18 protein-coding genes are annotated in these 16971 nt (G+C 65.2%); 7 read left to right on the plus strand and 11 right to left on the minus strand.

The window, feature by feature from the left end:
* Nucleotides 1-5: 5 nt before the first annotated feature.
* The 4 genes from K5X80_RS08400 to rlmN form a co-directional block, all read right to left on the minus strand.
* Nucleotides 6-1277, minus strand: a complete 1272-nt coding sequence (locus tag K5X80_RS08400; protein ID WP_283249295.1) for an SAM-dependent methyltransferase — start codon at nucleotides 1275-1277, stop codon at nucleotides 6-8.
* Between the two features lie 274 nt (nucleotides 1278-1551).
* Entirely contained in the window at nucleotides 1552-2316 is a 765-nt protein-coding gene (locus K5X80_RS08405) for an SDR family oxidoreductase (RefSeq protein WP_222557301.1), read from the minus strand.
* A gap of 354 nt (nucleotides 2317-2670) precedes the next feature.
* Complete coding sequence (locus K5X80_RS08410) at nucleotides 2671-3114, minus strand: glycine zipper 2TM domain-containing protein (RefSeq protein ID WP_222557302.1); 444 nt, start codon at nucleotides 3112-3114, stop codon at nucleotides 2671-2673.
* 134 nt (nucleotides 3115-3248) lie between these two features.
* On the minus strand, nucleotides 3249-4520 hold the full coding sequence (gene rlmN / locus K5X80_RS08415) for a dual-specificity RNA methyltransferase RlmN (RefSeq protein WP_502778211.1): 1272 nt from the start codon (nucleotides 4518-4520) through the stop codon (nucleotides 3249-3251).
* 319 nt (nucleotides 4521-4839) lie between these two features.
* Between rlmN and K5X80_RS08420 the strand changes: the two genes are divergently transcribed.
* Complete coding sequence (locus K5X80_RS08420; RefSeq protein WP_222557303.1) at nucleotides 4840-5502, plus strand: outer membrane protein; 663 nt, start codon at nucleotides 4840-4842, stop codon at nucleotides 5500-5502.
* A gap of 326 nt (nucleotides 5503-5828) precedes the next feature.
* Here K5X80_RS08420 and K5X80_RS08425 read toward each other — a convergent pair whose 3' ends face one another.
* From K5X80_RS08425 to K5X80_RS17260, 7 genes are all read right to left on the minus strand, one after another.
* Entirely contained in the window at nucleotides 5829-6281 is a 453-nt protein-coding gene (locus K5X80_RS08425) for a hypothetical protein (protein ID WP_283249296.1), read from the minus strand.
* 162 nt (nucleotides 6282-6443) lie between these two features.
* Complete coding sequence (locus tag K5X80_RS08430; protein WP_222557305.1) at nucleotides 6444-6851, minus strand: nuclear transport factor 2 family protein; 408 nt, start codon at nucleotides 6849-6851, stop codon at nucleotides 6444-6446.
* Nucleotides 6852-6853: 2 nt separating this feature from the next.
* Entirely contained in the window at nucleotides 6854-7057 is a 204-nt protein-coding gene (locus K5X80_RS08435) for a hypothetical protein (protein ID WP_222557306.1), read from the minus strand.
* A complete protein-coding gene (locus K5X80_RS08440; RefSeq protein ID WP_222557307.1) occupies nucleotides 7057-7251 on the minus strand; it encodes a DUF4169 family protein in 195 nt (64 codons plus the stop codon). The genes K5X80_RS08435 and K5X80_RS08440 overlap by 1 nt, the downstream gene beginning before the upstream one ends.
* Nucleotides 7252-7278: 27 nt before the next feature.
* Nucleotides 7279-7767, minus strand: coding sequence for a GreA/GreB family elongation factor (locus K5X80_RS08445; protein WP_222557308.1), 489 nt, complete (start codon nucleotides 7765-7767; stop codon nucleotides 7279-7281).
* A gap of 7 nt (nucleotides 7768-7774) precedes the next feature.
* Nucleotides 7775-8812, minus strand: a complete 1038-nt coding sequence (locus K5X80_RS17255) for a transglycosylase SLT domain-containing protein (RefSeq protein WP_222557309.1) — start codon at nucleotides 8810-8812, stop codon at nucleotides 7775-7777.
* Nucleotides 8812-9744 (minus strand): hypothetical protein, encoded by a 933-nt coding sequence (locus K5X80_RS17260; RefSeq protein ID WP_222557310.1) that lies wholly within the window; start codon nucleotides 9742-9744, stop codon nucleotides 8812-8814. Before K5X80_RS17260 ends, K5X80_RS17255 begins: the two co-directional genes overlap by 1 nt.
* A 105-nt stretch (nucleotides 9745-9849) precedes the next feature.
* On the opposite strand from K5X80_RS17260, the gene dapA reads away from it, so the two are divergent.
* The 6 genes from dapA (at nucleotide 9850) to K5X80_RS08485 (ending at nucleotide 16929) form a co-directional block, all read left to right on the plus strand.
* The gene (gene dapA, locus K5X80_RS08460; protein ID WP_222557311.1) at nucleotides 9850-10731 is read left to right on the plus strand and encodes a 4-hydroxy-tetrahydrodipicolinate synthase; all 882 of its coding nucleotides are present in this window, start codon (nucleotides 9850-9852) and stop codon (nucleotides 10729-10731) included.
* 124 nt (nucleotides 10732-10855) lie between these two features.
* The gene (smpB, locus tag K5X80_RS08465) at nucleotides 10856-11338 is read left to right on the plus strand and encodes an SsrA-binding protein SmpB (protein ID WP_222557312.1); all 483 of its coding nucleotides are present in this window, start codon (nucleotides 10856-10858) and stop codon (nucleotides 11336-11338) included.
* Between the two features lie 205 nt (nucleotides 11339-11543).
* The gene (locus K5X80_RS08470) at nucleotides 11544-12116 is read left to right on the plus strand and encodes a DUF2062 domain-containing protein (protein ID WP_222557313.1); all 573 of its coding nucleotides are present in this window, start codon (nucleotides 11544-11546) and stop codon (nucleotides 12114-12116) included.
* The gene (locus tag K5X80_RS08475) at nucleotides 12113-14557 is read left to right on the plus strand and encodes a hybrid sensor histidine kinase/response regulator (protein WP_283249298.1); all 2445 of its coding nucleotides are present in this window, start codon (nucleotides 12113-12115) and stop codon (nucleotides 14555-14557) included. Before K5X80_RS08470 ends, K5X80_RS08475 begins: the two co-directional genes overlap by 4 nt.
* Nucleotides 14558-14695: 138 nt before the next feature.
* Nucleotides 14696-15760 carry a recombinase RecA gene (gene recA, locus K5X80_RS08480; RefSeq protein WP_283249136.1) on the plus strand — a complete coding sequence of 355 codons (1065 nt, stop codon included), beginning with the start codon at nucleotides 14696-14698 and terminating at the stop codon, nucleotides 15758-15760.
* A 341-nt stretch (nucleotides 15761-16101) separates the two neighbouring features.
* Nucleotides 16102-16929, plus strand: coding sequence for a class I SAM-dependent methyltransferase (locus K5X80_RS08485; RefSeq protein WP_222557315.1), 828 nt, complete (start codon nucleotides 16102-16104; stop codon nucleotides 16927-16929).
* Nucleotides 16930-16971 lie beyond the last annotated feature (42 nt).

Raw genomic sequence — 16971 nt, forward strand, 5'->3', positions numbered from 1 at the left:
GCCTATCAGGGGATTGGGTTTCCCGCAACCGGACTCGGCGCGAGCAGCGCCTTCTCCGCATCGGCGAGGTAATCGCGCGTGATCGGCAGGGCGTGGCGATTGCGGATGTACTGCACCTGATAGTTGCACATGCCGCCGGTTTCGAACGCCGCGGTGGAGCCGGAAAGATAGAATGTCCACATCCGGAAGAACCGCTCGTCATACATCTTTTCGATGGCCGCGCGGTTGGCGTGGCAATTGTCGTACCAGGTGCGCAGCGTCTTGGCGTAGTGCAGCCGCAGAGTTTCGATATCGGCCGGAATCAGGCGGAACTTCTCGCTCGACCCGATGATTTCGCTGAGCGCCGGGATATAGCCGCCGGGGAAGATGTAACGGTCGGTGAACTTGTCCGTCCGGCTCGGCTGGCCCATCCGGCCGATCGTGTGCAGCAGCATCACGCCATCGTCGGCCAGCAGGTCGGACACCGCTTCGAAGAAGGTGTCGAACTGCGGGCGGCCGACATGTTCGAACATGCCGACCGAAACGATCCGGTCGAACCGCTCGCCCGATCTGGCCAGCTTGCGATAGTCGATCAGTTCGAACCGCACGCGCCCGGCGACGCCGGCCTCCTCCGCCCGTTCGCGGGCGAGAGCGAGCTGTTCGGTGCTGAGAGTGATTCCCGTGACGCTGCAGTCGAGATGGCGGGCGAGGTAGATCGCCATGCCGCCCCAGCCGCAGCCGATGTCGAGCACTTTGTTGCCCGGTGTGATGGCGAGCTTGGCGGCGATATGCGCGAGCTTGGCCTCCTGCGCCTGGTTCAGTGTCATCCCGTTACGCGGCCAGTAGGCGCAGCTGTATTGCATATGATCGGGATCGAGCATCAGGCGGTATAGATCGTTGCCGATATCGTAGTGATGCGAGATGTTGGAGCGGGCGCGGGCGAGGCGGTTGCTTTCGCGCAGCCGGGCGTTGATCGCGTTACGGCCGCGCTTGAGCAGCCCGGCGCGGCCCTTGCGCCGCCGTTCGAACGGATTGTTGGCCCCGATCAGCGTCACCAGCCCCATGACATCGCCGCGCTCGATGATGAGCCGCCCGTCCATATAGGCTTCGCCCGCGCCGAGCGACTGGTCGGTGACGACTTCGCGGGCAACCTGCTTGTCCGTCAGCCGGATGCGCACTTCGGGATAGCCGGGTTCGGGCGAGCCGACGCGGGTTTCGCGCCCATCGGCGTGCACGATTTCCAGCACGCCTTTTCTGATTCCCTTGCGCAGTGCGCTGTCCAGCAGCCGTTCGAACATGGACCCTCCGTCTGGCCAGAGCATCGCGCGGACAAGCGGCACCCGCTTTTCCGCGTCGGCAATGCGATAGCAGCCTGCATCGCGCGGAAGGGGAACCGTTCTCCGCATCAACGATGCGATAACAACAACCTGAAGCGAACGGTCCGGTTCCAGCCACCACACCGTTCGCTTCGGACGGCACGATGCAGGCTCGCATTCGCTTAGGCAAGGGTCTGATTCATAAAGGCCCATGAATGCGACGAAGCGATGGCCATGACGATATGCGGGGCGATGGTCAGCCTTGCAGACCTTCGCGTTCGAGATAGATCACATCGCGCGACTGGGCGAGCAGATGCTGGCCCGAATCGACGAACAGCATCTCCCCGCTGGCCAGCGCGCCCGAAGCGAGAAACAGCGTCGCATCGGCGATTTCCTCGGGCCCGGTGCGGCGGCCGAGCAGATTGAGCAGATGCGAACGGTCCGCTTCCTCACGTGTCTGGTCATGGCTGGCGAGAATCGCCCCGGGGCACAGGCCGTAGACCGCATCATTGGGGCGGGGCAGGGCCATCGCCATCATCGGGATGGTGCTGGCGAGCGCATGCTTGCTCATCGTGTACGAGAAGAAATCGGGATTGGGATTGTCGAGCTTCTGATCGAGAACCGCGATGGCGCGGCGCCCCTGCGCGGCCCGCGAATGTTCGAAGAAAGCCTGCGTCATCCGGGCCGGGCTGCCGGCATTGATCTGCATGGCCCCATCGAACGTGCGCGGATCGAGACCCAGCGCCGAATCGTTCTCGAACACCGAGGCGTTGTTCACCAGCACGCGGAAATCCGGGTGCTGCAACGCGATGGCCTCGACCATGGCGTTGCCGTCCTCCCAATCGCCCAGATCGGCCTGATGGACCTGCGCCGAAGGCAGCGATGCGGCGAGCGTTTCCGCTTCGGCACGCGACTGGCCGAAATGGATCACGACATGCCATCCGGCGGCGGCGAATGCGCGGCATATGGCGGAGCCGATCCGCTTGGCCCCGCCGGTGACGAGAACGACAGGCGCGGTCATGCCGGATGAAGCCCGCATTCGCGTGGGGGGTGACAGGGGTGACACAGTTCAAAAGCCATCGGAAGAGGGCCGGGGCCGAAGCAGGCGATGGCCGGCACGGGGGCGCTGGCGCGGCGGAGGCGTGAGAGGAGAAACGGGCGGCTGGTCATGCCGCCAATGGAGCATATTTGCCCGAAGTAGGAAAGCGCGGCCGGTGAGGGCCGCGCTTCCTGGTGCTGTTGCCAGCAGGTTGCTGCCTGCCTGCCATTCCCGGGATTGCTGGAGCGGGAGGCAGGATCAGGCAGCGATGAGCGAGGTCCGCTGTTCCTCGCTTAAGGTACCGGGGCTTAAGGCGCAGGGCCTAAAGCGCCGGGTCTACCGGCACTTCAGATCGCCGCGGTCGATCGACCGGCCGAGCAGGCCGCCGCCGACTGCGCCGATGACAGCGCCCAGCGTCTTGTCGCCGCGGCCAGCGATTTCGTGGCCCGCGAGACCGCCCACGGCGGCACCGATCACAAGGCCGGTGGTGCCGTTGTCGCGGCGGCAGTGATAGCGCCCGTCCCTGCCGCGCCAGACGCGGTCATTGCGGCTGAGGCGGCGCGGGTTGCGATAGCGCCCGTCGCGATCATACCGGTCATAGCGGCCGTGGCGATCATACCGGTCGCGATCGTTGCGATAGCGTTCGCGGTATTCCTGCGACGTGTTCAGCGCCGAAAGGACGCTGGCTTCCGCTGCCGGAGCCGACGGCGTGAAAGCGAGAGCCGGGGCGGCGGGGATGGCGAGTGCGGCAAGCACACCTGCAAGAATAAACTTGCGCATAATCTGGGTCCTTTCGCGTTTTGCGTTGGAAGGACTCGAATTTGGCGTTTCAATCCAGAACGTTCGCTGAACAGCTTGTTGGGATTCTCGTTCCACGATCAACCGCGCCTGTGGCGCGATGAAGCGATTTCGACTCAGCCCAGCGCGGCTTCCTTTTCGGCATAGAGCCGATCCAGTTCGGCGCGGCTTTTCTTCTCCGCCGCGGTCTTGAGCTGGCCGCAGGCGGCATCGATATCGCGCCCGCGCGGCGTGCGGACCGGGGCGGAAATGCCCGCTTCGAAAACGATGTCCGAAAAGCGCCGGATCCGTTCCGGCGTGGAGCATTCGTAAGGCGCGCCGGGCCAGGGATTGAACGGGATCAGATTGACTTTGGCGGGCAGCTTGTAGTGGCGGATCAGCCGCACCAGTTCGCGCGCGTGCTCGTCGCTGTCGTTCTTGTCCTTCAGCATCACGTATTCGAACGTAATCCGGCGGGCGTTGGACGCGCCGGGATAGGCGGCGCAGGCGGCCAGCAGTTCCTCGATGCCGTACTTCTTATTGATCGGCACGATCTCGTCGCGGATATCCTTGGTCACCGCGTGGAGGCTGACGGCCAGATTGACGCCGATCTCTTCCCCGCAGCGTTCCATCATCGGCACCACGCCGCTGGTGGACAGAGTGATCCGGCGCTTGGACAGGGCCAGCCCATCGCCATCCATCACCAGCTTGAGCGCATCGCGCACATTGTCGAAATTGTAGAGCGGTTCGCCCATGCCCATCATCACGATGTTGGTCAGCAGGCGGCCGTCAGCCGTGTATTCGGATTCATCCCCATCGTCGGTGCCGAGGTCGCCGTTGAAATCCATCCGCCCCTTGGGCCATTCACCCAGCGCGTCGCGGGCGAGCATGACCTGGCCGACGATTTCGCCCGGCGTCAGATTACGGACCAGCCGCATCGTTCCCGTGTGGCAGAACCGGCAGTTGAGCGTGCAGCCGACCTGGCTGGAAACGCACAGCGTGCCGCGATCCGCATCGGGGATGAAGACCATTTCGAAATCGTGCTTGTCCGCCGTGCGCAGCAGCCATTTGCGCGTGCCGTCGGTCGAATGCTGGGCTTCGATCACTTCGGGGCGGCCGATCACGAAGCGTTCGGTCAGCCACGGGCGCATGGTCTTGGCGATATCGGTCATCGCTTCGAATTCGGTGGCGCCGCGATGATAAAGCCAGTGATACACCTGCTTGGCGCGCAGTTTCGCCTGCTTGGCATCGAGCCCGGCGGCGGCGAACAGTTCGGCGATGCGCGCCTTGGGCAATCCGATCAGATCGACGCGGCCATCTTCGCGCGGAGTCACGTCGCGCGGGACGGGCACCGGGTCCGTATGGCCCGGGATCGGCATGAGAGGAGTATGGGACATTGCGCGCCGCATATAAGGCGCGGAGCGGCGGAACGCAAAGACGGAGTGAAAAAGGCGCCGAATCGCCTCGGGCAGGGCTTCGGCGCGGCGCGGGCGCGGTTCGCCGCAACGGTTTTGCGGGCATTATAATGCTTCCCGCGCGCATACGCACAATTACCTAGAAGGTTCCCGCCTTTCATCCCGCCGATGACTCTGTTCGTCGCATTGCTGTTGCTCAAAAACATCAGTAAAAACCGTGTCTTGCAAAGTGGGAAACCGATTTTGTCATCATCCATTCAGGAGGCGTCGGCCATCAGGGCCGCGTCTGAAGAGAGTTAATGAGGACATTATGATGAAGAAGTTTCTTGCAATCGCAGCCGCCGGATCGGCCATTGCTGTTGCAACCCCGGCGCTTGCGCAGGACAGCGGCGATGCCGTCTTCACCGGCCCGCGCGTGGAAGCCATTATCGGTTATGACAAGACCAAGGCCGGCAGCTCGATCGACGATATCTACGATCGCAACAACTCGATGGACGGCCTGCTTTACGGTGTCGGCATCGGCTATGACGTCGATCTCGGCGGCCTTGTCGTGGGTGCCGAAGCCGAACTGTCGGATTCGACCGCCAAGACCCGCTTCCGCCACGGTGAAATGGAAAACTTCGGCTATGGCCGCGTGAAGGCCGGCCGCGACATCTACGTCGGCGCGCGCGTCGGCGGCAAGGTGGCCCCGAGCACGCTGCTGTATGTCAAGGGCGGTTACACCAACGCCAAGCTGAAAGCCGATGCCCGGTACGACGATCTCGACTATGGCGACAACTTCAAGCTCGACGGCTGGCGCGTGGGCGCCGGTGTGGAGCAGGCAATCAGCCGCAACGCCTATGCCAAGGTCGAATATCGCTATTCGAACTACGAAAAGGCGAAGTTCCAGTTCGGTCCGGATGGCCCGACCACGCACCGCTTCGATGTCGACACCGACCGCCACCAGGTCGTTGCCGCGGTCGGCATGCGCTTCTAAGCGCGGCACAGGCCAATCAGGGACGGGCCGGGGCGTTGCTCCGGCCCGTTTCGTTTGGGGTGGCGTTTATTCCTTCCGGAACAGACAACTTTCGTCATTCCCGCGAAAGCGGGAATCCAGTTCCACCGTTGCAGATGGATTCCCGCTTTCGCGGGAACGACGAAGGGAATATTTATCTGAAGGGGCCATTTCGCGGGATCAGATAGTCGCTCGTGGGGCAAGATGGATGCTGAACCAAGTTCAGCATGACGAGGGGTTTCTCGGGCTGATCTTGGCGCACGGCCTTCGACAGGCTCAGACTGAACGGAGGTGAGGGGGCTTGCCGTCTACCTCAGCCCGGCGCAGCCCATCGTTGCCGCGTCCATCGCGGTGGCGGCGCCGGACAGGTCGTAGCGGTTGGAAAAGGCGTTGCCGCGCGTGTCGCGGGCGCTGATGACCATTCCGCCCGCCGCGCGCATCGCGGCGACGATCGCGGCATCCATGCGCCGGTCGGCGGCCCAGGCGTCGCTGCCGCCGCCGGTCAACTCGAAGCGCTTGCCGCCGATTAGCAGACTGATTCTGGCTTGCGGGGCGACGGCGCGGGACAGGCGGAAGTGAAGCTGGTTGCGCACCTGCCGCCGGGGCCAGGTGCCGACGCTGGCGTAAGGCTGGTAATCGCGGCGCAGGCTACCCGGCACGGCCATGGCAATGGCGTAGCAGCGCGGCTGAGCCGGGTCGCGGAACGCGCCCCAGCTATCGAACATGCCCAGGCTGTCCTTCGCGGCCAGCGGCGCGGCCATGGCCAACAGCGCCCCGGCGCAGGCAGCACCGCACCACCGGACAGGGCGGGGCGGGGCAGAGCGGCGCGGGACAGGGCGGGATGGTGAGCGCATGGCCGCTCTCATGGCAGAATTGCATGGCCCGGAAAAGGCGCACGGCCTCCGGGGCAGAAGGGCGGCGGATCAATCGAGCGAGGAAATCCGCTCGGCAAAGACCCATCGGCCCGCCATGCGGCGGAACGTGTCGGTGTAGAGGCCGTTCATCAGGATGCGCGGATCGTCGCCGGTGCTGATATAGATCCAGTAGGACCAGGCGCGGGCGCTGTCCCGGTCCACTTCGACCAGCGTGGTGGTGATCGTGTGCCGGGTGCCGGAACCGGGCCCGGCGGAACCGGCGGCGCGGCGTGAGCGCACCCCGTCCATGATCGCTTCGGGCCCCACGGCGGGGTCGCCCATCGGCATGACCCAGCGGGCATCGGGCGCCAGCAACGGGGCGTAGTCTTCCACCGCGCCCCGGTCGACCGTGTGGGCCATACGGGCGATCAGATTGCGGATGGCCAGTTCGTCGGCCACGGGATCGGCGCCGGACATCGTCATTCTCCCACCAGATCGCACCAGGCGATCACATCGTTGTCGGTGGCGAGGAACAGGCTGTCCTGCACCGTTTCGGGTTGCTGTGCGGCGATCCGCATCGCTTCGTCCAGCGGGCCGTAGAACAGCGTTTGCGCCGCGCCGCCTTCGGCCGCGCTGTCGAGATGATACAGCCGCACGGTGGCGTTGCCATAAGTGGTGCGCATCAGGTTTCGCCCTCTTCCGGGGTGACGCGCAATTTGCCGTCCAGTTCGCGCGCCGCCCGTTTTTCTTCCTGTTCGCGGTACTGCCGTTCGATCCGGCTCAGCCGGTTGCGGGCCCGGCTGGCGTCGGCTTCGCGTTCCTTGTCCGCGCGCTTCTTCGCTTTGCGGGCCATGCGCAGATTGATGATCTCGGCCATGTCGCGTCTGCCCCCTTGCGCCCCCGATCAGCCGTGCCCGGCATAGGCAATGGCGATCACTTCCCATTCCTTTTCGCCGCCCGGCAGGCGGACCTGGCGCAGATCGCCCACCGCCGCGCCGCGCAGCGCCCGCGCCATCGGGGAACTCCACCCGATGCGGCCCGCGCCGGCATCTTGCTCGTCATCGCCGACCAGCGTGATCGTGCGGTGATCGTCATCCTCGTCGGCGATGGTCACCGTGGCGCCGAACCACGCGCGCGACATGTCCGGCTGTTCGGCGGGATCGATCACCCGGGCGGCTTTCATCCGCCGCGACAGATGGGCCAGTTCCCGATCGATCTCGCGCATCCGCTTGCGGCCATAGAGATAGTCGCCGTTTTCGCTGCGGTCGCCGTTGCCGGCGGCCCAACTGACGATCTCGACGATTTCGGGCCGTTCCGTCCCCAGCAGGTGATCGTACCGCGCTTTCATCGCGGCAAGCCCCGCCGGGGTGATGGGATTGCTGGCGGGCTTCATCGCACGATCAACCCGGGGTGTTCCTGCCGAGGAACCAACTCACCGATTTGGGCCCGCCGTAACCGGCCTTGTCGGGGTTCATCCGCTGATAGACCACCGCGTTTTCGATCACCCGCTGGACATAGTTGCGGGTTTCGAAAATCGGAATCTGCTCGATCCATTCGATCCAGTTGCGGCTGCCGTTGCGTGGATCGCCATTGCGGGCGATCCATTTGTTCACATTGCCCGGCCCGGCATTGTAAGCGGCCACGGCCAGCGGATAGCTGCCGCCGTAGTAATTGAGCATCCGCGCGAAATAGCCGTCGCCCAGCCGGATATTGTACGACGGATCGCTGATGAGCGACGCGCTCATATATTGCATGCCCAGCTTGCCCGCCTGTTCCTGCGCGGTGCCGGGCATCAGCTGCATCAGTCCGCGCGCGCCGGCATGGCTGATCGCGTTCTGGGCGAACTGGCTTTCCTGCCGGGTGATCGCGTGGACCATCGTCCAGTTGGTGCCGGGAGGGGCGGTGAGCGTGGGGAACGCCGCGGCGTGGAACCCGTCGAACCCGTGTTCCGCCGCCTTTTCGCCGTTGATCACGGCGAGGTCGCGGCGGCCGAGGTTCTGCGCCAGTTCGTGCACCAGCACATGTTCGTTTTCGTTGCGCGCCTGATCGGCGATTTCGCGGAAGAAGCGGATCGAGACGGCCCACGGCGCGCTGCGCGCCACTTCGCGCACGGCGGCGGTCAGCGGGCGGGCATAGAACTGGGCCCGTTCTTCCCGCGAGGGGGTGGCCGAAGTGGTGCGGCGCAATTCGGGAATGCCCCGGCCAAGCCGTTCGAGCGCGAGCATGCCATAGTATTGGTCGGGATAGTTCGCGGCCATTTCGAAATAGCGTTGCGCCCCCGAACGGTCGCCCCCGCGATCGGAGGCGAGCCCGGCCCAGTAGAAGCCCTTGGAACGGGTCTGCGGCGTGCGCGCCGCCGCGCCATAGCGGTAGAACAGCGGCACGGCGGAACGGGGATCGCCCAGTTCCCACAGCGACTTGGTGCCGCCCAGCCACATCAGCGAGGTGTAATCGTCCCGCAGTTTGAAATCGAGCGCGCTGATATCCGTGCCGGGGGGAAGGCATCGTCGACCGAGGCGGCGATGCGCTGCGCATTGCGCGAACTGCCCGCGCGCGCGGCGGCGAGCAGTTCCTCGATCCAGTCGGTCTGCGAAAGCGGCAGGTTGGACAGTCGCGGGCGATTGGCGAGCAGATTGGAGGCTTCTGCCCCGCGTCCGGTACGGCGCAACTGGCGCGAGGAATTGAACAGATAGCCCGGATTGCTGCGCGCTTCGCCGGGGATAGCGATGCCCAGCGAAGCCGGATCGCTGCCTTGCGCGTTGGACATGCGCGCCATGTAGAGCTGGCGGTTGCCGGGCGAGACATAGGCGAACTGGCGCGTCGCGGCGGTGGAATCGCGGTTCCACAACAAGGCGTCCATGCGCGCGTCATGATCGGCCGGCGTGAACTGGCGGCCGTACATCGACAGCAGCGATGCCTCTGCCGTCGCGCTCATCGATCCGCCGCGCCAGGCCTGGCGCGCCCATTCCACCGCCTGCGGGCGGCCCATGGAGGCCAGCGCCAGCGCGTATTGCGCCCGGGCCGGATTGCTCTGCGGCGGGAAGCGGTCGAAGAAGGCGACCACGCGCTGCGACGGGATCGCGGCCTGTTCCAGCCTGGTTTCGGCATAGCCGCGCAGCCGCGTTTCGAACGGGAAACCGGGGTAGGACAGCAGGAAACTGGCGTAATCGTCGAAGGTGAACTGGCTGGACGCCGTCAACCTTTGCCATTGGCTGATGGCCGAGGCGATCTGCCCCGGCTGGCTGGCGACAAGCGATGCACGGGCTTGATCCCAGGCTTCCGCATCGCGTGCCTGGGCGGGCACGGAAGCGGTCAGAACCGGCATCAGCATGAGGGAAGCGAGCTTTTGAATGCGGACCATGCTGGACATTCTGGCTATAGGCTCCTTATCAGGCGCTGAACAACGTATCCCCAAGGGCGCTTCCGGCAAGGGAGATTCGCCCATCATATTGGGGCAATTGCAGGGGCGAAGTCCATGTTTTCCGGTTCCATTCCGGCTTTGGTTACACCTTTTCGCGACGGTGCGTTCGATGAGGCGGCTTTTCGCCGCCTGGTCGACTGGCAGATCGCAAGCGGATCGACCGCGCTGGTCCCCTGCGGGACCACGGGCGAAGCATCGACGCTGAGCAACGAGGAACACCACCGGGTCATCGAAGTGTGCGTCGATCAGGTGGCGGGCCGCGTGCCGGTGATCGCGGGCTGTGGCTCCAACGACACCCGCACCGCGCTGATGCACATGGAATTTTCGCGCAAGTGCGGGGCCAGCGCGGCGCTGGTCGTGGCGCCTTATTACAACCGCCCCAACCAGCAGGGGCTGATCGCCCATTTCTCCTATCTGGCGGAAAACGGCGATCTGCCGATCGTGGTGTACAACGTGCCCGGCCGCACGGTGACGGATATCGCCCCGGAAACCGTGATCGAACTGGCCAACCGCTATCCGGACACCATCATCGGGATCAAGGATGCCAGCGGCGACCTGTCGCGCGTGACCGATCACCGCATGGGTATCTCCGGGCAGTTCTGCCAGCTTTCGGGTGACGATGAACTGTGGCTGCCGCACAGCGCGGCGGGCGGCGTGGGCTGCATTTCGGTGTCGGCCAATGTCGCGCCGCGCCTCTGCGCCGATTTTCAGGCGGCGATCGCGGCCAACGATCTGGCCCGCGCGCGGGAACTGAACGACAAGCTCTACCCGCTGCATTACGCGATGTTCGAGGATGCCTCGCCCGGCCCGGTGAAGTATGCGCTGACCCGCGTGCACGACTGGATGAGCGAGGACATGCGCCTGCCGATGACCCCGTGCAGCGCCGCCGCGCGCGAAGCGGTGGACGCCGCGCTGGCGCACGCCGGGCTGGTATAAGGGCTGCCTCCCCGCGACTTCCCGCGTCATTCCCCTTCCGGAGGGGGAATGACGAGGCGGGGAGAGCGATCGATCGCGCGCCGGGCTTTGCAATCGCCGCGCGAGGCCCTACATGCCGCCGACCATGGCACGCCCCAAACCCTCGACATTCGACAAAAAGAAAACCGTCGCCGAAAATCGCCGCGCGCGGTTCGATTATCATATCGAGGAAACTTTCGAGGCCGGCATCGCCCTGACCGGCACCGAAGTGAAATCGCTGCGTTTCGGCGAAGGGTCGATCAGCGAAGCCTATGCCGAGATCAAAGGCAACGAATGCTGGCTGATCAATTCCAACGTGCCCGAATTCAGCCACGGCAACCGCTTCAACCATGAGCCGAAGCGGCCGCGCAAGCTGCTGCTGCACGAACGGGAAATCGCCCGCCTGCACGGCGCGGTGGAGCGCAAGGGCATGACCCTTGTGCCGCTGTCGGTCTATTTCAATTCGCGCGGGCGGGCCAAAGTCGAACTGGCGCTGGCCAAGGGCAAGCAGACGCACGACAAGCGCGCCAGCATCAAGGAACGCGACTGGAAACGCGATCAGGCGCGCATCATGCGCGAGCGCGGTTGATCGCGCTTTTCCGCGCCGATCGCCGCCGGTGTTCCGGGTGGCTACCCGTTTCCGCCGCACGCCGGGCGGGGTTTGGCGCACCTCTGCTTGGCAGTTGCCTTGCTTCCGGCAAAGAGGCATCCATTCACCGCGTGTTCGGCGGGGGCAAGGTACGGCTGGAACGTACCGCCACCTCTGCCGGAAGCGATTGTCCCTGCCCATGAATATGAGTACCGTGAGAACCCGATTCGTCAACTGGACCCGCCGTAACATGCCCACGCGGGAGCAAATGGAGCGCAATCGATGGATTCGCCCGTTTGCGCACCGCGTCCTGCGGTCGGAATTGTGGCGGTTCACCCGGCGCTCCGTTCCGCGCGGGGTGGCGCTGGGCATGGTCGTGGGGATCATCGTGCCGTTCGCACAGATCCTGTTTGCCTCGCTGCTCAGCCTCACGGTGCGGGCCAATGTGCCGGTGGCGGCGCTGACCACGTTCATCACCAATCCGTTCACCACCCCCCTGCTGTGGGTGCTAGCCTACAAGGTCGGCAGTTGGGTCCTGCATGTCGACGCGATGACGATGGTCGCACCCGTGAGCACGGCGATCGAGCACACTGATCTGCAGAACGCCTTGCAATGGCTGACCGGGGCCACGCTGGTGACAGCGTTCGGCCTCGTGCTGATCGCGATCGTCTCGTCCGTGCTCAGCTATTTCGTCACCAGCTTCGCGTGGCGGGCGTGGATCGCGCGCAAGCGCAAGGCGCGGGTGATGCGGGCACGGAACAGGACGCTGGCGGAATGATGGCGGAAGCGATTGCCGAGCGGCGGCTGGATGCGATGCTGGTGGGCGCGGCGCTGCTGGCCAGCGTCGCTCTTATCTGGTTTGTGACAGGCAGCGGCACCGCTGCGCTCGCCTACGGCGGTGGGCTGCTGGTCCTCGGGGGGCTGGCCTATATGTTCAGCCGCCCCCGCGCCGCGCCCGCGCCGGTGGATTTCGCCCTGCCGGATTGGTCGGTCACCATGACCGCGATAGAGCGGGGCGATTGCGGCGTGGCGATCACTGACAAGGCCAATCGCCTCGTCTGCGCCAACCGCACCTATATCGACTGGTTCGGTGTCGATAACGCGCCGCCGGGGTTGGCGCTGGAGACCCCCTCGCTCGAACAGATTACCCGCGCCGCACGCGCCGCCTGGCGCGACGGCACGGCTCATGCCGATCAACTGGCCGGGACAGGGGCGCTGGTCCACCGTAGCTGGCGCGCCGAAGTGGTGCGGGCCGGACGGGGGGAGGATTTCCTCGTCTGGCGTTTCACCGTGTTGACGGAGGCCGATCCGTTGGCCGATCTGGGCGAGCGGCTGGCCGGGGCTTTCGGCGCCACGCTGTCTCGTGCCGGGGTGGAAGCGGTGCTGGCGGGCCCGGAAGGGGCGATTCGCGCCACCACGCCTGGCTTCGCGCTGCGCGCCGCCGGGGATGAACGCGCCACCATGGCCGGGCAGGATTTCGTCGCCTTGCTGCGCACGGACGAGCGTGACCGGATCTATTTCGCCCGCGAAGGCCGCAAGGGTACGCCGCAGACGCTGGTCCATGTGCCGCTGGGCGATCCGGCCCGGGATAGCCAGGCGACCGCGCTGACCATGATGCTGTTGCTTGATGCCGGGGTCGGCATGGGCGGGGGCGTCGTGGCCGAAGGATCGAGCAACGTGCCCCAGCTGGAAGCGTTGCTCTCCCAATTGCCGCTCGGTCTGGCGATGACGGATCGCGACGGGCGCTTCCTGTTCGCCAACGCCGCATTCCTCCGTGCGGCCGGGGTCGAAGGGCGGGTGCTGCCGCCCTATCCTTCCGATCTGGTGGTCAAGGACGACAAGGGGCCGCTGGTCGATGCCGTGCGCCGCTATGCGCAAGGGCCCGCCAGCTCGGGCGACATGGCGGTGCGGCTCCAGCGCAGTTCGGACGAGCCGGTTTCCATCGGCCTTGCCGGGGTGCGCGGCATGGGCGAAGCGGCGGTGCTGCTCAGCCTCACCGACACGACGGAGGAAGCGCGCCTCAAGCGGCAGGTGGCCCAGGCGACCAAGATGCAGGCGGTTGGCCAGCTCGCGGGCGGGGTGGCGCACGATTTCAACAACGTGTTGACCGCGATTATCGGCTATTGCGATCTCATGCTGCTGCGGCACACGCCGGGCGACAGCGATTATGACGATATCCAGCAGATCCGCGCCAATTCCAACCGCGCCGCATCGCTGACCCGGCAATTGCTGGCGTTCTCGCGCCAGCAGACCCTGCGCCCCGAAGTGCTGCAATTGCCCGATGTGGTCGCCGAAGTCTCGCAACTGCTGAAGCGGCTGCTGGGCGAAAAGATCGTCTTCAATGTTCATCACGATCGCGAACTGGGGCCGGTGCGCGCCGATCCGCAGCAACTGGAACAGGTCATCGTCAATCTCGCGGTCAACGCGCGCGATGCGATGCAGGCCCGCGCGCAGCGCACCGGTGGCGACGGTTCGGGCACGCTGACGATGATCACTCGCCGGATCGCGGCGGGGGATGTGCGGCGGATGAAAGGCAATGTGATCCCGATCGGCGATTACACCGCGCTGATCGTGGAAGACACCGGCGGCGGGATTCCGCACGAACATCTCGGCAAGATTTTCGAACCGTTCTTCACCACCAAGGAGAAGGGCAAGGGCACCGGGCTGGGCCTCTCGACCGTCTATGGCATCGTCAAGCAGTCGGGCGGCTTCCTGTTTGCGGAGAACGTGCCGGGTCCGGCGGGCGGCACGGCGGGCGCGCGCTTCACCATCTACCTTCCGGTGCACCACCGGGCTGACGGTATCCGCCAGCCCGCGCCCAAAGTGGAGGAAGAAACCGCCAGATGGTCGGGCGGCGGGCGCATCCTGCTGGTGGAAGACGAGGATATGGTGCGCGCCGTGGCCGAACGTGCGCTGACCCGGCAGGGCTACGAAGTGATCGCGGCCGCCGATGGCGAGGAAGGGCTGGAACACGTCCGCAAGGGCGAAGCGTTCGATCTCGTCGTTTCCGACGTGGTCATGCCGACGATGGATGGCCCGGCGATGGCGCGCGCGATCCGCGATCTGGTGCCGGCGATGCCGGTGCTGTTCATGTCCGGCTATGCCGAAGCGCAACTGCGCGAGGAAATCGACGTGGCCAACATGCACTTCATTCCCAAGCCCTTCTCGGTGCAGGAAATCGGCGACAAAGTGGCCGAAGTGCTGGGCGCGCAGGGGTAGAGGGCCCACTCGCAAAAAATTTTGTTCCACTCTTGTTCTTTTGGAACAAATGCGATACATCGCTGTCCACGGCAGATGTGCAAAGCTGTGTGATAACCCGTCGCGCCGCTTGCCCTGCGCAGCGAAGGAGGCCATCTCGTGTCGGCAAGTCTGAAGCTCGTTGAAAAGGAAAATAACGTGGATCGTCAGAAGGCCCTCGAAGCTGCGCTGGCGCAGATCGACCGTGCGTTCGGCAAGGGTTCGGCCATGAAGCTGGGCAGCCGGGAAGCGCTGCAGATCGAAGCGATCTCCACCGGTTCGCTCGGGCTCGATATTGCGCTCGGCATCGGCGGATTGCCGCGCGGGCGCGTCGTGGAAATTTACGGCCCGGAAAGCTCGGGCAAGACCACGCTGGCGCTGCACGCGATTGCCGAAGCGCAGAAGGGCGGGGGCACGGCGGCGTTCGTCGATGCCGAACACGCGCTGGACCCGGTCTATGCCAAGAAGCTTGGTGTGGATATCGATGAACTGATCGTCTCGCAGCCCGATACGGGGGAACAGGCGCTCGAAATCGTCGACACGCTGGTGCGCTCCAACGCGATTGACGTGCTGGTGGTCGACTCGGTCGCCGCACTGGTGCCCCGGGCCGAAATCGAAGGCGAAATGGGCGACAGCCACGTGGGTCTTCAGGCCCGCCTGATGAGCCAGGCCCTGCGCAAGCTGACCGGCTCGATCAACCGTTCGCGCTGTCTGGTAATTTTCATCAACCAGGTCCGCATGAAGATCGGGGTGATGTACGGCAACCCGGAAACCACCACCGGCGGCAACGCGCTCAAATTTTACGCTTCCGTCCGCCTCGATATCCGCCGCACCGGCCAGATCAAGGACCGGGACGAGATCGTGGGCAACGCGACGCGGGTGAAAGTGGTCAAGAACAAGGTCGCGCCGCCGTTCAAGCAGGTCGAATTCGACATCATGTATGGCGAAGGCGTGTCCAAGATCGGCGAAATCCTCGATCTCGGGGTGAAGGCCGGCCTGGTGGAAAAGTCGGGCTCGTGGTTCAGCTACGATTCGATCCGGATCGGGCAGGGGCGCGAAAACGCCAAGCAGTTCCTCAAGGAAAATCCTGAAGTTTGCGAACGGTTGGAAACCGCGATTCGCGGTCGCACCGATCAGGTCGCCGAGGAGATGATGTCGGGCCCGGACGCGGACAGCGATATCTGATTCTCAAGAAGCGCCGCACCTGCGGCGCTTGCGGAAATGGGCCGGTGGCACGAACCTGCGGGTTCGCCACCGGCTTTTCCCGTTTTGCGGCCATGGGGGAGGTGGCCGCTCCCCATCCGTTCGGCCTGAGCCTGCCGAAGGCCGCGCGCAACCGCCGCTCGGTGTTCCGGATGTGGCGCATGGCCCCTACGGCTGGCTGCTTGCAACCGCCGCTCAGGACAGGCTGCGACAGGCTCAGGCCAACGGCAGTGACGCCAGCGGCATTGCATGTCCCGCGCACTTCTGGCTCGCTCCATACCCTGCACATTGCCTCAACCGATCCTCTCGCTACAGTCCGCGTCATGACGAATGCAGACGAATGGCAGAACCGCGTCGGGCAGGTCTGGGCCGACCTGTTCCCACGGACGGACCGCGCCTTTGCCGGGCTGACTCAGATGCTGCTCGAAAAGCTGGCGTCCGTTCCCGGCGGCGCGATTGCCGATGTGGGCTGCGGGGCAGGGGAACTGTCGCTCGCTCTGGCCGCGGCGCGACCTTACGCCGATGTGTGCGGCATCGATATTTCGGAAGCTTTACTGGCCAGGGCCCGCGAACGGGCGGCGGGCGCGGGGAACGTGCGGTTCGTCAGCGGCGATGCGGCGCAGTGGCAACCCGGCGACCGCTTCCGGCCCGATCTGCTGGTCTCCCGGCATGGGGTGATGTTCTTCGACGATCCGGTTGCGGCTTTCGCGCATCTGCGCGCGGTGGCGGCGGCGGACGCGCGCATGGTCTTCACCTGCTTCCGCGCCGCTTCCGGCAATGTCTGGGCCAGCGGCATGGCGCATGCGCTGGACCTGCCGCCGCCCGGCGATCCCGATGCGCCGGGGCCGTTCGCGTTTGCGGAGGAAGACCGGGTGCGCTCGATTCTCACCCGCGCCGGGTGGCGCGATATCGTTCTCGAACCGGCCGATTTTTCCTTCGTCACTGGCGGCGGCCCCGATCCGATCGCCGATTCCCTGTTCTATTTCCAGCATATCGGCCCGGCCGCGCGGTTTCTGCATGAACTGGACGATGCCGATCACCGGGCTGCGCTTCTGCGCAAGCTCGAACAATGGCTGCGGCCCTATCGCAGCGGCGATGTCGTGGCTTTCCCGGCACAGGCCTGGATCGTTTCGGCACGGCGGCGCGATTGATCGCATGCTTCGTTCAGTCTGACGTGGTTTATCCGCTTGTCC

Source organism: Caenibius sp. WL, assembly GCF_019803445.1.
Taxonomy (GTDB): domain Bacteria; phylum Pseudomonadota; class Alphaproteobacteria; order Sphingomonadales; family Sphingomonadaceae; genus Caenibius.

Coding starts and splice junctions, on each gene's coding strand:
- K5X80_RS08445 (WP_222557308.1), bottom strand. CDS start 7,767: ATGAAGCCCGCCAGCAATCCCATCACCCCGGCGGGGCTTGCCGCGATG.
- K5X80_RS08425 (WP_283249296.1), bottom strand. CDS start 6,281: ATGGCCGCGCCGCTGGCCGCGAAGGACAGCCTGGGCATGTTCGATAGC.
- dapA (WP_222557311.1), top strand. CDS start 9,850: ATGTTTTCCGGTTCCATTCCGGCTTTGGTTACACCTTTTCGCGACGGT.
- K5X80_RS08475 (WP_283249298.1), top strand. CDS start 12,113: ATGATGGCGGAAGCGATTGCCGAGCGGCGGCTGGATGCGATGCTGGTG.
- K5X80_RS08440 (WP_222557307.1), bottom strand. CDS start 7,251: ATGGCCGAGATCATCAATCTGCGCATGGCCCGCAAAGCGAAGAAGCGC.
- K5X80_RS08470 (WP_222557313.1), top strand. CDS start 11,544: ATGAGTACCGTGAGAACCCGATTCGTCAACTGGACCCGCCGTAACATG.
- K5X80_RS08400 (WP_283249295.1), bottom strand. CDS start 1,277: ATGTTCGAACGGCTGCTGGACAGCGCACTGCGCAAGGGAATCAGAAAA.
- K5X80_RS08405 (WP_222557301.1), bottom strand. CDS start 2,316: ATGACCGCGCCTGTCGTTCTCGTCACCGGCGGGGCCAAGCGGATCGGC.
- K5X80_RS08420 (WP_222557303.1), top strand. CDS start 4,840: ATGAAGAAGTTTCTTGCAATCGCAGCCGCCGGATCGGCCATTGCTGTT.
- K5X80_RS17255 (WP_222557309.1), bottom strand. CDS start 8,812: ATGTGGCTGGGCGGCACCAAGTCGCTGTGGGAACTGGGCGATCCCCGT.
- rlmN (WP_502778211.1), bottom strand. CDS start 4,520: ATGCGGCGCGCAATGTCCCATACTCCTCTCATGCCGATCCCGGGCCAT.
- K5X80_RS08430 (WP_222557305.1), bottom strand. CDS start 6,851: ATGTCCGGCGCCGATCCCGTGGCCGACGAACTGGCCATCCGCAATCTG.
- K5X80_RS08410 (WP_222557302.1), bottom strand. CDS start 3,114: ATGCGCAAGTTTATTCTTGCAGGTGTGCTTGCCGCACTCGCCATCCCC.
- K5X80_RS17260 (WP_222557310.1), bottom strand. CDS start 9,744: ATGTCCAGCATGGTCCGCATTCAAAAGCTCGCTTCCCTCATGCTGATG.
- smpB (WP_222557312.1), top strand. CDS start 10,856: ATGGCACGCCCCAAACCCTCGACATTCGACAAAAAGAAAACCGTCGCC.
- K5X80_RS08435 (WP_222557306.1), bottom strand. CDS start 7,057: ATGCGCACCACTTATGGCAACGCCACCGTGCGGCTGTATCATCTCGAC.
- K5X80_RS08485 (WP_222557315.1), top strand. CDS start 16,102: ATGACGAATGCAGACGAATGGCAGAACCGCGTCGGGCAGGTCTGGGCC.